General features: G+C 69.9%; 11 protein-coding genes. 1 reads left to right on the top strand and 10 read right to left on the bottom strand.

What is annotated here, in order from left to right; translation table 11 throughout:
- Positions 1-41: 41 nt before the first annotated feature.
- The 9 genes from rodA to ACIQ9G_RS01685 all read right to left on the bottom strand — a co-directional run bounded on the left by rodA (position 42) and on the right by ACIQ9G_RS01685 (position 11,930).
- On the bottom strand, positions 42-1,241 hold the full coding sequence (rodA, locus tag ACIQ9G_RS01725) for a rod shape-determining protein RodA (protein WP_403604711.1): 1,200 nt from the start codon (positions 1,239-1,241) through the stop codon (positions 42-44).
- The gene (gene mrdA / locus ACIQ9G_RS01720; protein ID WP_403604708.1) at positions 1,238-3,487 is read right to left on the bottom strand and encodes a penicillin-binding protein 2; all 2,250 of its coding nucleotides are present in this window, start codon (positions 3,485-3,487) and stop codon (positions 1,238-1,240) included. The genes rodA and mrdA overlap by 4 nt, the downstream gene beginning before the upstream one ends.
- Before the next feature lie 130 nt (positions 3,488-3,617).
- Complete coding sequence (gene mreD, locus ACIQ9G_RS01715; RefSeq protein WP_403604705.1) at positions 3,618-4,292, bottom strand: rod shape-determining protein MreD; 675 nt, start codon at positions 4,290-4,292, stop codon at positions 3,618-3,620.
- Positions 4,293-4,306: 14 nt separating this feature from the next.
- The gene (mreC, locus tag ACIQ9G_RS01710; RefSeq protein ID WP_403604702.1) at positions 4,307-5,248 is read right to left on the bottom strand and encodes a rod shape-determining protein MreC; all 942 of its coding nucleotides are present in this window, start codon (positions 5,246-5,248) and stop codon (positions 4,307-4,309) included.
- A 231-nt stretch (positions 5,249-5,479) separates the two neighbouring features.
- A complete protein-coding gene (locus ACIQ9G_RS01705) occupies positions 5,480-6,499 on the bottom strand; it encodes a rod shape-determining protein (protein ID WP_356180712.1) in 1,020 nt (339 codons plus the stop codon).
- Positions 6,500-6,823: 324 nt separating this feature from the next.
- Positions 6,824-7,237 (bottom strand): nucleoside-diphosphate kinase, encoded by a 414-nt coding sequence (ndk, locus tag ACIQ9G_RS01700; RefSeq protein ID WP_403604699.1) that lies wholly within the window; start codon positions 7,235-7,237, stop codon positions 6,824-6,826.
- Positions 7,238-7,302: 65 nt separating this feature from the next.
- Complete coding sequence (locus ACIQ9G_RS01695) at positions 7,303-7,665, bottom strand: DUF4233 domain-containing protein (RefSeq protein WP_403604696.1); 363 nt, start codon at positions 7,663-7,665, stop codon at positions 7,303-7,305.
- A 6-nt stretch (positions 7,666-7,671) separates the two neighbouring features.
- The gene (locus tag ACIQ9G_RS01690; RefSeq protein WP_403604693.1) at positions 7,672-9,189 is read right to left on the bottom strand and encodes a bifunctional folylpolyglutamate synthase/dihydrofolate synthase; all 1,518 of its coding nucleotides are present in this window, start codon (positions 9,187-9,189) and stop codon (positions 7,672-7,674) included.
- Between the two features lie 83 nt (positions 9,190-9,272).
- A complete protein-coding gene (locus ACIQ9G_RS01685; RefSeq protein ID WP_403604690.1) occupies positions 9,273-11,930 on the bottom strand; it encodes a valine--tRNA ligase in 2,658 nt (885 codons plus the stop codon).
- 136 nt (positions 11,931-12,066) lie between these two features.
- On the opposite strand from ACIQ9G_RS01685, the gene ACIQ9G_RS01680 reads away from it, so the two are divergent.
- Positions 12,067-13,014 carry a hypothetical protein gene (locus ACIQ9G_RS01680; RefSeq protein ID WP_403604687.1) on the top strand — a complete coding sequence of 316 codons (948 nt, stop codon included), beginning with the start codon at positions 12,067-12,069 and terminating at the stop codon, positions 13,012-13,014.
- 69 nt (positions 13,015-13,083) lie between these two features.
- Here the strand turns inward: ACIQ9G_RS01680 and ACIQ9G_RS01675 are convergent, their stop codons facing one another.
- Complete coding sequence (locus ACIQ9G_RS01675; protein WP_403604684.1) at positions 13,084-13,422, bottom strand: hypothetical protein; 339 nt, start codon at positions 13,420-13,422, stop codon at positions 13,084-13,086.
- Positions 13,423-13,548 lie beyond the last annotated feature (126 nt).

The raw sequence follows: 13,548 nt of genomic DNA, 5'->3' as shown, positions 1-13,548 counted from the left end.
CCCACTGCCCCTGGAGGGCGCGGCTGGTCCGGCCCGCGGGCTCAGGCCGACATGGGCCGCTTCACCCGGATCGACTGGAGCAGCCCGACCGCCACCCACACCGCGAACATCGACGAGCCGCCGTAGGAGACGAACGGCAGCGGCAGACCGGTGACCGGCATGATGCCGAGGGTCATGCCGATGTTCTCGAAGGCCTGGAAGGCGAACCAGGCGACGATTCCGGCGGCGACGATCGTGCTGTACAGCTCGGTCGTCTCGCGGGCGATGCGGCAGGCCCGCCACAGCACCACGCCGAGCAGGACGATGATCAGACCGGCGCCGAGGAAGCCCAGTTCCTCGCCCGCGACCGTGAAGACGAAGTCGGTCTGCTGCTCGGGCACGAACTGGCCGGTGGTCTGCGAGCCGTGGAACAGGCCCGCGCCGGTCAGGCCGCCGGAGCCGATGGCGATGCGTGCCTGGTTGGTGTTGTAGCCGACGCCCGCCGGGTCGAGGTCGGGGTTGGCGAAGGCCGCGAAGCGGGCGATCTGGTACTCGTCCAGGATGTGCAGCTGCCAGACCGCGATCGCGCCGGTCGCGCCCGCGGCGATGAGCCCGAGGACCCAGCGGTTGGAGGCGCCGGAGGCGAGGAGCACGCCGAGGATGATGATGACCATCACCATGACCGACCCGAGGTCGGGCATGAGCAGCACGATCAGGATCGGCACCGAGGCCAGGCCCAGCGCCTGCACGACCGTGCGGTGGTCGGGGTACGGCTTGTCGCCCGCGTCGACCCGGGCGGCGAGCAGCATCGCCATGCCCAGGATGATCGTGATCTTCACGAACTCCGAGGGCTGGAGCGAGAAGCCGCCGCCGAACACGATCCACGAGTGCGCGCCGTTGACCGTGGAGCCGAGCGGGGTGAGCACCAGCAGGATGCCGAAGAGCGACAGGCCGTAGAGGATCGGCACGGCGTTGCGCAGGGCGCGGTGGCCGAGCCAGACCGTGCCGATCATCAGGGCGAGCCCGATGCCGGTGTTCATCAGGTGCCGGAGCAGGAAGTAGTACGGGTCTCCCTGGTTGATCTCGGTCCGGTTGCGGGTGGCCGAGAAGACCAGGGCCGAGCCGATCGCCGACAGCGCGAGCGCCGACAGCAGCATCGGCCAGTCGAGCCGGCGGGCTATCGAGTCGCGGGCGAAGACCCGGGTCCACCCGGCCCGCTCGGGGCCGTATCCGGAGACGGAGAAGCTGTTCGCGCCGGTCATGTGAGGATCCTCCGGCTTCCCCTCTTCCGCGTTCGCCTGCGGGTGTCGCGGTTGCCTGTGGTGGGCGACGGGCTGGTCGCCGGGGTCTGCTGGCCGTCCGGGGCGGTGTCGCCCTTCTCGGTGGCCTGCTGGTCCTCCGCCGGGTCCTTGGAGACCTTGGGCGCCTTGATCGAGCCGTCGGGCTGGATCTTCGGCAGGCTCTTCTCCGGGCTGGGCAGCAGGGCCTTCTTGTTGTCGATCGAGCCGTCGGCCTGGACGCCGTACAGGGCGCTGTAGATGTTGCGCACGGCCTCACCGGAGGCGCCGGAACCCGTACCGGCCTGGGCGATGGTCATGATGACCGTGTAGTCCTTGGAGTACGTGGCCAGCCAGGACGTGGTCTGCTTGCCGTAGACCTCGGCGGTGCCGGTCTTGGCGTGCAGGGCGATCTTGTCCTGTGGCCAGCCGCCGAACTTCCAGGCGGCGGTACCGCGGGTGATGACCCCGGCGAAGGCGTCGTTCATGCCCTTGAGGGTGGCCTGGCTGACCGGCAGCCTGCCCTTCTTCCTCGGCTTGATCTCCTGGACGGTCCTGCCGTCGGCGCTGACGACCGCCTTGCCGATGGTCGGCTGGTACATGGTGCCGCCGTTGGCGACGGCGCCGTAGATCACGGCCTCCTGGAGCGGAGTGACGAGGGTGTCGCCCTGGCCGATGGAGTAGTTGATCTCGTCACCCTCGCGCATCTTGTTGCCCTCGAGGCAGTTCTCGTACGCGATCTTCTCCACGTACGAGCCGTCCTTCTTGCCGCTCTTGCACCAGGCGTCCTTGTTGGCCTTCCAGTAGTTCAGCTTCCACTGGCGGTCGGGGACGCGGCCGGTGACCTCGTTGGGCAGGTCGACGCCGGTCTCCTTGCCGAGGCCGAACTGGTGGGCGGTCTTGAAGAAGTAGTCCTTGGGCTGGCCCTTCTTCGGGTTGATGCCGCCGTCCCTCTTCCACTCGCGGTCCGCGAGGCCGTAGAAGACGGTGTCGCAGGAGACCTCCAGCGCCCGGCCGAGCGAGATCGGGCCGAAGTTCTCCCCCTCGAAGTTCTTGAAGACCTGGCCGCCGACGGAGTAGGAGCTGGTGCACGGATAGTCGCCGTCCCAGACGTAGCCGGCCTGGACGGCGGCGGCCGTGGAGACGACCTTGAACGTCGAGCCGGGCGCCGCCTGACCCTGTATGGCCCTGTTGAGCAGCGGGTAGTCGGAGTCCTTGCCGGTCAGCGCCTTGTAGTCCTTGGCGGAGATGCCGCCGACCCAGACGTTCGGGTCGTACGTCGGGTTGGAGGCCATGGCGACGATGCGGCCGGTCTTGGCCTCCATCACCACGACGGCGCCGGAGTCGGCCTTGTAGTTCTCGCCGGTGATCTTGTCGAACTGCTGCCGGGCGACCTTCATCGCGTTGTCCAGCTGGTACTCGGCGACCCGCTGGACGCGGGAGTCGATGGAGGTGACGAGGTTGGAACCGGGCTCGGCGGCGTCGGACCGGGCCTTGCCGATGACCCGGCCGAGGTTGTCCACCTCGTAGCGGGTGACGCCGGCCTTGCCGCGCAGCTCCTTGTCGTACTGGCGTTCAAGACCGGAGCGGCCGACCATGTCGGAGCGCAGATAGGGCGATTCGGTGTCCTTGGCCTGCTGGATCTCGCCGTCGGTGACCGGCGAGAGGTAGCCGAGCACCTGGGAGGTGTTGGACTTGCCGGGCGCGGGGTAGCGGCGCACGGCCTCCGGTTCGGCGGTGATGCCGGGGAAGTCCTCGGCGCGCTCTCGGATCTGCAGGGCCTGCTTCGGGGTGGCCTCGTCGGTGATGGGGATGGGCTGGTACGGCGAGCCGTTCCAGCACGGCTGCGGGGTCTGGGCGTCGCACAGCCGGACCTTCTGCTCGACCTCCTTGGGGTCCATCCCGAGGACCGCGCCGAGCTTGGCGAGAACCGCCTTGCCGTCGTCCTTCTGCTTCAGCAGGTCGGTGCGGGAGGCGGAGACCACCAGGCGGGTCTCGTTGTCGGCGATCGGGACGCCGCGGGCGTCCAGGATCGACCCGCGTACGGCGGGCTGGACGACCTGCTGGACGTGGTTGCCGGAGGCCTCCTTCTGGTACTCGGCGCCGTTGCGGATCTGCAGGAACCACAGGCGGCCGCCGAGGGTGCCGAGCAGGGAGAGGACGAGGATCTGGACGACGACGAGCCGGGTCTGGACCCGCGGGGTCCGACCGGTCTCGGGAATATTGGTCACTGCGGCTGCCTCCCCCTCTCCGGGTGAGCGCGGTGGTGCGCGGGCGTGCGGGTCGTGGTCGTACCTGTCTCGGCCGTATCGGCCGGACACGGCGGAGCCGTGCGGCCGGCTGCGGCCGACTGCCGTGGATTCACAGCCGCTTGACCCCCTTGATGCGGCCGGCCCGGGCGGTGCGGGCGCGGGCCACCTTGACCCGCAGGCCGTTGCGCTGGCCGCCGATGCGCAGACCAGTGCCGGCGGAGAGCCAGCCGGCGGAGATGTCGGTGGCCTTGCCGGCCGCGCCGGTGGTCTCGGCGAACGGGTCGTTCTCCGCGCGGCGGGCCAGCGCCATGATGCCGGGGACCACGAAGGGCGCGAGCAGCAGGTCGTACAGGGCGGCCGTGAACAGCAGGCCGGCCAGGCCGACATGGCGGGCGGCGGTGTCGCCGACGAGGGCGCCGACACCGGCGTACAGCAGGGTGGAGCCGATCGCGGCGGCGACCACCACGGCCATGGGGCCGGTGGCCGACTTGACCTGCCCGGTCTCCGGTTTGATGAGCCCGGCGCAGTAGCCGATGACGCACAGGACGAGGGCGTAGCGGCCGGCGGCGTGGTCGGCGGGCGGGACGAGGTCGGCGAGCAGCCCGGCGCCGAAGCCGACGAGGGCGCCGCCGACATGGCCGTAGACCATCGCCAGGCCGAGGACGGTGAGCAGCAGCAGATCGGGCACGGCGCCCGGCAGGTGCAGCCGGGACAGCACGCTCACCTGGACGACCAGGGCGACGACGACCAGAGCGCTGGAGAGCAGGATCCGGTTGAGACGCATGGGACTTCGAGCTCCTACTGCTGCGGCTGGTCGGTGGCGGTCGCGTCGGCGGACGGGGTGGCCGTCACGGTCACCGTCGGCGTCGGGGTCGGCTTGGGCTTCGGCGGCAGGACCTCGTCGCGCGGGTCCTTCTTCGGGGCCTCGACGACCACGCCCACGATGTCCAGCTTGCTGAAGCCGACGTACGGCGTGACGTAGACGGTGCGGGTCAGGTCGCCGCCGGAGGGGTCGACGCGGGAGACGACGCCGACCGGCACGCCGGGCACGAAGGGCCGGTCGGCCTGCGAGCCGAAGGTGACCAGGCGGTCGCCCTTCTTCACGTCGGCCTTGCCGTTGAGCAGCTGCACGCGCAGCGGGCGGTCGCCCTGCCCGGAGGCGAAGCCGAGTTCGTCGCTGCTCTCCATGCGGGTGCCGACGGTGAAGTCGGGGTCGTTGGCGAGCAGTACGGTGGCGGAGTCGGGGCCGACGGTGGTGACCCGGCCGACCAGGCCGTCGCCGTTGAGGACGGTCATGTCCCGCCTGATGCCGTCGTTGGCGCCGACGTCGATGGTGATGGTCCAGGAGAAGCCCTGGGCGGCTCCTATGGCGATGACCTCGGCGCCCTTGATGCCGTACTGGCCCTGGCCCGCGACCTTCAGCATCTTGTCGAGCTGCTTGAGGCGGCTGCGGCTGCGGTCGTCGCTGCCGAGCCGGGCCTTGAGGGCGGCGTTCTCCTTCTCCAGGGCGGCGAGCCGGTCGTGCCGTTCACCGGAGTCTCGGACCGCGGAGACCGCGTTGCCGACCGGGTTCACCGCGGCCGACACGCCGTTCTCGATCGGGCCGAAGACGGTGGCGGCGGCCTGCCGTGCGCCGTCCACGGGGGAGTTCTGCCCCCCGCGGATGTCCACCGTGATCAACGCGAACGCGATGGCGATCAGCAGTACCAGGAGCAGCCGGCTCTCTTTCGTGTCCCTCACGTGCGGCGGCCGTGCCTTCCTCATAGGAATCGGGTATTGCCCCCAGACGAGCCGGACGACGTGAACGCCCCGGACAACCCGCATGACCCGAATGGCCCGGAGAACGCCGACCGGGCCGGCAATGCCGGAAACACCGGCCCGTGGAGCCCGTTTGGGGGATGTTATGCCTCTATATCAACGATCCGCCGCACGAGAGGAGAACGTCTCGCACGGCGGAATCGAAGAGTTGCGTCATCTGCGCGGCTGGGCGTCCAGGACCTGCTGGAGCGCCTCGAACTCCTCGACGCACTTGCCGGATCCGAGCGCCACACTGTCCAGCGGGTCCTCGGCGATGTGGATCGGCATACCGGTCTCCCGGCGCAGCCGCTCGTCCAGACCGCGCAGCAGCGCTCCGCCGCCGGTCAGAACGATTCCGCGGTCCATGATGTCGCCGGACAGCTCCGGCGGACACTTGTCGAGGGTCGTCTTGACCGCGTCCACGATCGCGTTGACCGGCTCCTCGATCGCCTTGCGGACCTCGGCGGCCGAGATGACGACGGTCTTCGGCAGCCCGGAGACGAGGTCCCGGCCGCGGATTTCGGTGTGCTCGTCAGTGTCCAGTTCGTACGCCGAACCGACCGTGATCTTGATCTGTTCGGCCGTCCGCTCACCCAGCAGGAGCGAGTACTCCTTCTTGACGTGCTGGATGATCGCGTTGTCCAGTTCGTCGCCGGCGACGCGGATGGACTGGGCGGTGACGATGCCGCCGAGCGAGATGACCGCAACCTCCGTGGTGCCGCCGCCGATGTCCACCACCATGTTGCCCGTGGCCTCGTGGACCGGCAGGCCGGAGCCGATGGCCGCGGCCATGGGCTCCTCGATGATGTGCACCTGGCGGGCGCCGGCCTGGGACGACGCCTCGATGACGGCACGGCGCTCGACGCCGGTGATGCCGGAGGGCACACAGACGACGACCCGCGGCCGGGCCAGATACCGCCGCTTGTGGATCTTCAGGATGAAGTAGCGCAGCATCCGCTCGGTGATCTCGAAGTCGGCGATCACGCCGTCCTTCAGCGGACGGACGGCGACGATGTTGCCGGGCGTGCGGCCGATCATCTTCTTGGCTTCGGCGCCGACCGCGAGAATTCCACCGGTGTTCGTGTTGATCGCGACGACGGACGGCTCGTTGAGTACGATCCCGCGACCCCTGACGTACACCAGCGTGTTGGCGGTCCCGAGGTCGACAGCCATGTCACGGCCGATGAACGACATTGAGTTCCCCATCAGGATTCGTCTGGCCTTCCCTGGGAGCTTTTGAGGGCATTTCAGGTACGGCGAGGTGGGTGCTGTGACGTGAAGGCTTCCATCGTAGACGCGCCTGCACGAACACTGCGCGAGGGTCTCCGCCATTGTCAGCAGATGGCGTACCGGCTCGCTTCCGGAGACGGGCCATCGGGGGCACGCGTTCCCCCGATCGGCGCGGATATGCCCCGGGGCGGCCGATTTCTTCCGGCCGCCCCAGGTCAGGCGGGTCGTCAGGCTGACGCGGCGTCAGAAGACAGCCGTGTCGGCCGTGCGCTGGTCGGGTGAGGGGACTCAGGCCCGGCCGGGGAAGAAGATCTTCACCTCGCGCGCGGCGGACTCCTCGGAGTCGGAGGCGTGGATCAGGTTCTCCCGGACGATCACGCCGTAGTCGCCGCGGATCGAGCCGGGTGCGGCGGCGATCGGGTCGGTCGGGCCGGCCAGGGCGCGCACGCCCTCGATGACCCGCTCACCCTCGACGATCATGGCCACGACCGGGCCGGAGGACATGAACTCCACCAGCGGCTCGTAGAAGGGCTTGCCCTGGTGCTCGCCGTAGTGCTGCTCCAGGGTGTCCTGGTCCAGGGTGCGCAGTTCCAGCGCGGTGATCTGCCAGCCGGCCTTGCGCTCGATACGGCTGATGATCTCGCCGGTCAGGCCACGACGGACGGCGTCGGGCTTGAGGAGGACGAGGGTGCGCTGGGTCACGGGGAGACTCCTTCTCCTGACAAGGGTGCGGTGGGACGAGGTTACAGGGCGTGTCCTCGGCCCTGTTACGCAGCGTCAGCCTCGGAGGAGGCGGCCCCGGCCTGGGCGGCGAATCTCGCCTTGGCCGCGTCGACCTTCCGGCCGAAGTGCACCGAGGCCCACCACAGCGCCGCGAAGATTACGCCCAGGAAGTACATCATCGGCACCACGATGCCGGAGGCGATCAGCGCGAGCTGCAGGGCCCAGCCGAGGTACACGCCGCCGGGGCGGGTCACCACGCCGCACAGCAGGACGCTCAGCAGCATGGCGGCGCCGCTGACGGTCCACACCGTCGCGGTGGACAGGTCCGGGTCCTTCATCGCGACCAGCGCGGCGAAGCCGATGACGAAGAACTCGCCGATCAGGGTCGAGGAACAGAGCGTACGCACGAGATGTCAGCCCCTCCCGAGGAGCAGTCGGGCCTCACCCACGGTGATGACGGACCCGGTGACCAGCACACCGCCACCCGCGAACTCGCCCTCCTCCTCGGCGAGCGTGATGGCGGCCTCCAGCGCGTCCGGCAGCCGGGGCTCGACCTGGACGCGGTCCTCGCCGAACACCTCGACGGCGATCGCGGCCAGCTCGTCGGCGTCCATCGCGCGGTGGCTGGAGTTCTGGGTCACGACGATCTCGGCGAAGACCGGCTCGAAGGCCTCCAGCAGGCCCCGCACGTTCTTGTCGCCGCTCGCGCCGACCACGCCGATCAGCCGGCTGAAGTCGAACGCCTCGCCGATCGCCTCGGCCGTCACCCGGGCGCCCGCCGGGTTGTGGGCGGCGTCCAGGACGACGGTGGGCGAGCGGCGCACGATCTCCAGGCGGCCCGGTGAGGCGACGGACGCGAAGGCCTTGCGGACGGTCTCGCCGTCCAGCGGCTCGGCGCGCTGGGCGCCGACACCGAAGAAGGCCTCGACCGCGGCGAGCGCCACCGCGGCGTTGTGCGCCTGGTGGGCGCCGTGCAGCGGCAGGTAGATCTCCGGGTACTCGCCACCGAGGCCGCGCAGGGTCAGCAGCTGGCCGCCGACGGCGACCTGCCGCGCCACGACGCCGAACTCCAGCCCCTCACGGGCCACGGTGGCGTCCACCTCGACGGCCTTCTTCAGCAGCACCTGGGCCGCGTCCACGGGCTGCTGCGCCATGATCACGGTGGCGCCCTGCTTGATGATTCCGGCCTTCTCGCCCGCGATCTCGCCGGGGGTGGAGCCGAGGCGGTCGGTGTGGTCCAGGTCGATCGGGGTCACCACGGCCACGTCGGCGTCGATCACGTTGGTGGCGTCCCAGGTGCCGCCCATGCCGACCTCGACGACGGCCACGTCGACGGGCGCGTCCGCGAAGGCGGCGTAGGCCATGCCGGTGAGCACCTCGAAGAAGGACAGGCGGTACTCCTGCGCGGCGTCGACCATCCCCGCGTACGGCTTGACGTCCTGGTACGTCTCGATGAAGCGCTCGGCGGTGATCGGGGCGCCGTCCAGGCTGATCCGCTCGGTGACCGACTGCACGTGCGGCGAGGTGTACCGGCCGGTGCGCAGCTCGAAGGCGCCGAGCAGGGCCTCGATCATGCGGGCGGTGGAGGTCTTGCCGTTGGTGCCGGTGATGTGGATCGACGGGTACGACCGCTGCGGCTCACCCAGGACGTCCATCAGCGCGGCGATGCGGCTGACGGAGGGCTCCAGCTTGGTCTCGCCCCAGCGGCCGGCCAGCTCACCCTCGACCTCGCGCAGGGCCTTGTCGACCTCGGGGTCCTCCGGCCGGGCCGGCACCTCGGCAGACGGCGGGCCGCCCTGGGTGCGCAGGGTGCGGCTGCCGGCCTCGATCACCGCCAGGTCGGGGTCGCGGGTCGTCTCGGCCGAGACGATCTCGTCGAAGGAGTCGAGGGGGTCGGGCTGCGCGTCGTCGTGCCGGGGGAGGTCGCTCACGGGGCCAGTCTACGGAGCCCCGGTGACAGACGTGGACGAAGGCCCCCGGAGCCGTACGGTTCCGGGGGCCTTCGGTCGCTGTCCTACGCCTGCGGCAGGCGCTCCAGCTGGGCCTGGATGCGGGCGATGTCCTCCTCGGCCTTGGCCAGGCGGGTACGGATCTTGTCCACCACGTTCTCCGGGGCCTTGGCGAGGAACGCCTCGTTGCCGAGCTTCGCCGTGGCCTGCGCCTTCTCCTTCTCGGCGGCGGCGAGGTCCTTGGCCAGGCGCTTGCGCTCGGCGGCCACGTCGATCGTGCCGGACAGGTCCAGCGCGACCTCGGCGCCCGCGACCGGCAGGGTCGCCGTGGCGGCGAAGCCCTCGCCCTCCGGCTGGAGCCGCAGCAGCTGCCGGATGGCGGCCTCGTGCGGGGCCAGGGTCGTGCCGTCCAGGCTGAGGCGGGCCGGGACCCGCTGGCCGGGCTGGAGGCCCTGGTCGGCGCGGAAGCGGCGGACCTCGGTGATGACCGACTGGAGGGTCCCGATCTCCCGCTCGGCCGCCGCGTCGCGGAAGCCTCCCGGGCCCGGGGCGTCGGACCCAGGAACAAGCACAGCGGCCGGCCACTCGGCGACGACGACCGACTCACCGCCCGTGAGGGTGGTCCAGAGGGTCTCCGTGACGAACGGGACGACCGGGTGGAGCAGCCTGAGCGTGACGTCGAGGACCTCGCCGAGGACGCGCTTGGAGACCTCGGCCGCCTCGCCGCCCGCCTGGAAGGTGGTCTTGGACAGTTCGACGTACCAGTCGAAGACCTCGTCCCAGGCGAAGTGGAAGAGGGCGTCGGAGAGCTTGGCGAACTGGAAGTCGTCGTAGAACGCGTCGACTTCGGCGACGACCGAGTTGAGGCGGGACAGGATCCAGCGGTCGGTCGACGACATCCGCGCCCGGTCCGGCAGCGGACCGTCCACCGTCGCGCCGTTCATCAGCGCGAAGCGGGTGGCGTTCCAGATCTTGTTGGCGAAGTTGCGCGAGCCCTGGACCCAGTCCTCGCCGATCGGGACGTCGACACCGGGGTTGGCGCCGCGGGCGAGGGTGAACCGGAGGGCGTCGGAGCCGTACTTGTCCATCCAGTCCAGCGGGTTGACCGCGTTGCCGAAGGACTTCGACATCTTCTTGCCGAACTGGTCGCGGACCATGCCGTGCAGGGCGATGGTGTGGAACGGCGGGGTGCCGTCCATCGCGTACAGGCCGAACATCATCATCCGGGCGACCCAGAAGAAGAGGATGTCGTAGCCGGTGACCAGGACGGAGTTCGGGTAGAACTTCGCGAGCGACTCGGTCCGCTCGGGCCAGCCCAGCGTGGAGAACGGCCACAGGCCGGAGGAGAACCAGGTGTCGAGGACGTCGGTGTCCTGGCGCCAGCCCTCGCCCGTGGGGGCCTCGTCGTCGGGGCCGACGCAGACGACCTCGCCGTTCGGCCCGTACCAGACCGGGATGCGGTGGCCCCACCACAACTGCCGTGAGATGCACCAGTCGTGGAGGTTGTCGACCCAGTCGAAGTAGCGCTTCTCCATCTCCTGCGGGTGGATCTTGACCTTGCCCTCGCGGACCGCGTCACCGGCGGCCTTGGCGAGCGGGCCGACCTTGACCCACCACTGCATCGACAGGCGCGGCTCGATGGTGGTCTTGCAGCGCGAGCAGTGGCCCACCGAATGGACGTACGGGCGCTTCTCGGCGACGATCCGGCCCTCGGCGCGCAGCGCGCCGACGATGGCGGAGCGGGCCTCCAGGCGGTCCAGCCCCTGGAAGGGGCCGTGCGCGGTGATGACCGCGTGCTCGTCCATGACGGTGAGGGACGGCAGGTCGTGGCGCCGGCCGATCTCGAAGTCGTTCGGGTCGTGCGCCGGGGTCACCTTGACGGCGCCGGTGCCGAACTCCGGGTCGACGTGCTCGTCCGCGACGACCGGGATGGAGCGGTCGGTCAGCGGCAGCCTGATGAGCTTGCCGACCAGGTGCCGGTAGCGGTCGTCGTCGGGGTGAACGGCGACGGCCGTGTCGCCGAGCATGGTCTCGGCACGCGTGGTGGCGACGACGATGGACTCGTCCCCGTCGCCGTAGCGCATCGACACCAGCTCGCCGTCGTCGTCCTGGTACTCCACCTCGATGTCCGAGATGGCGGTCAGGCAGCGCGGGCACCAGTTGATGATGCGCTCGGCGCGGTAGATCAGCTCGTCGTCGTAGAGCCGCTTGAAGATGGTCTGGACGGCCCGGGAGAGGCCGTCGTCCATGGTGAAGCGCTCACGCGACCAGGCGACGCCGTCGCCGAGGCGGCGCATCTGACCGCTGATCTGGCCGCCGGACTCGGCCTTCCACTGCCAGACGCGCTCGACGAACGCCTCACGGCCCAGGTCGTGCCGGGACTTGCCCTCCTTGCCGAGTTCCCGCTCGACGACGTTCTGCGTGGCGATGCCGGCGTGGTCCATGCCGGGCTGCCACAGCGTCTCGTGACCCTGCATGCGCTTGCGGCGGGTGAGGGCGTCGATGAGCGTGTGCTCGAAGGCGTGGCCGAGGTGCAGGCTGCCCGTGACGTTCGGCGGGGGGATGACGACGGTGTAGGGCGGCTTGTCGCTCTTCTCGTCCGCCTCGAAGTAACCGCGCTCTACCCAGCGCTCGTACAGCGGCCCCTCTACGTCGGCCGGCGCGTACTGGGTCGGCAGTTCGGTGTGGGGCGCTGGTGGCTGCTGCTGAGCGTTCTCGGTCACGGGGTCAGTTTAGAGGTGTCACGACGCCGTCCCGAAACGCGTTTGTTGTGTAACGGTCCGCACCCCGCCACCCCTGGTCGGAGGGGTCTGCGCCAGGATGTCGTGAACACATAAGTATCTGGAGGGGAACCCAGAAATGAGTCACAACCAGCCGGGCCCGTACGGCGGGCAGCCCCAGCAGCCCGGACCGTACGGTCAGCAGGGTCCCCACGGCCAGCAGCCGCAGGCTCCCCAGCCCGGTTACGGCTACCCCCAGCAGGCTCCTCCGGCCCAGCCGCAGCCCGGCTACGGCTACCCGCAGCAGCCCGCGCAGGGCGTGCCGCCCCAGCCCAACCCGTACGGCCAGCAGCCGCCCTACGGTCAGCAGCCCTACGGCGCCCCGCAGCCCCCGGCCTCCGGTGGCGGCGGCAAGAAGACGGGCCTGATCATCGGCGCGGTGGCGGTCGTGGCGGTGATCGCGGTGGGGGCGTACTTCCTGCTCTCCGGCACCGGCGGCGGCTCGGTGGCCGACGACGGCCCGCACAAGCTGACGACCCCGGCGACGGTGATCGACGGGACGTACAAGAAGTCGACCAAGAGCGGTTCGCCGGACTCGATGAGCCACGACGACCTGTCCGACTTCAAGAAGTGGGGCGTGAAGGACGCCAAGGACGTCAGCGCGTCGTACGAGAACGGCACGGGACTGTCCGCCAAGAACCTCACCTTCAGCGGCGTGTACGGCACCGTCGACGACCCCGAGGCCGTCGTGGACGCCATGTTCGCCAAGATCAAGGCGGAGTCCGAGAAGGACGAGAAGGACAAGGGCCGGCTGGTCGGCAGCCCGCAGACGGTGACTCCGTCCGGATTCACCAACGGCGTCATGAAGTGCCAGGTGGCGGAGTTCGCGAACGACAGCTCGTCCTCCGCGGCCGCCGGTGCCGCGAAGACGGTGAAGATGCCCATCTGCATCTGGGGCGACCACAGCACCGTGGCCGACGTGATGTCGTTCAGCCTCGCCTCCCTGGCCACCGGCGGGAGCGACTCGGTCGACGAGACGGCGTCCCTGGCGGCCAAGCTCCGCAACGACGTCCGCGTCAAGGCCTGACGCAGACATACACCCAACGGGGCGCCCAGCGGTTTCCGTAGGCGCCCCGTCCCGTCCTAGCGGCTCAGCTCAGGCGAGCGTGCAAGCGCGTTGTGCGGTGGCCATGTCCACTCGGATGCTGAGCAGGCCTGCCAGGCACAGAGGGCTGGCCCCGATCGGGTGATGCTCGTGACCGCAGGCCGCCTTCACCTTCGGGCCGGCGAAGTATCCATGCCTGGCCACGTAGTTGCTGCAGGCGCCCTGCGTGGCGCTCGCTGGTGAGGCCACGAGGATCGGCAGGGCCCCTGCCGCCACCATCACACTGGCCGCGGCCGCCATGCGCTTCACCCTTTGGAACGTCATTCGAAATCCTCCCGTTTTGTTGCACAGCCAGACATTCGAATGCACGTCCGACTTGGTCGGATTCATCTGATCACGAAAACAGGGTGGGCCCCAGTTCGCGCCGGAGGGATGGCTCGATCAGATCGTCTCTGGTCCGACACGCCGACGGGCAGGCACCCTGAGTTGGGTGCCTGCCCGTCGGCGCTGAGACCC

It is taken from the genome of Streptomyces sp. NPDC096152 (assembly GCF_044763235.1).
Taxonomy (GTDB): Bacteria; Actinomycetota; Actinomycetes; order Streptomycetales; family Streptomycetaceae; genus Streptomyces.
The sequence above is the reverse complement of the archived record's forward strand: the minus strand, read 5'-3'. Positions and strand labels throughout refer to the sequence as shown.

Excerpts from the sequence above, each read along its gene's own strand:
- ACIQ9G_RS01675 (WP_403604684.1), bottom strand. The coding sequence starts at position 13,422 with ATGAATCCGACCAAGTCGGACGTGCATTCGAATGTCTGGCTGTGCAAC.
- ACIQ9G_RS01680 (WP_403604687.1), top strand. The coding sequence starts at position 12,067 with ATGAGTCACAACCAGCCGGGCCCGTACGGCGGGCAGCCCCAGCAGCCC.
- rodA (WP_403604711.1), bottom strand. The coding sequence starts at position 1,241 with ATGACCGGCGCGAACAGCTTCTCCGTCTCCGGATACGGCCCCGAGCGG.
- mreD (WP_403604705.1), bottom strand. The coding sequence starts at position 4,292 with ATGCGTCTCAACCGGATCCTGCTCTCCAGCGCTCTGGTCGTCGTCGCC.
- ACIQ9G_RS01705 (WP_356180712.1), bottom strand. The coding sequence starts at position 6,499 with ATGTCGTTCATCGGCCGTGACATGGCTGTCGACCTCGGGACCGCCAAC.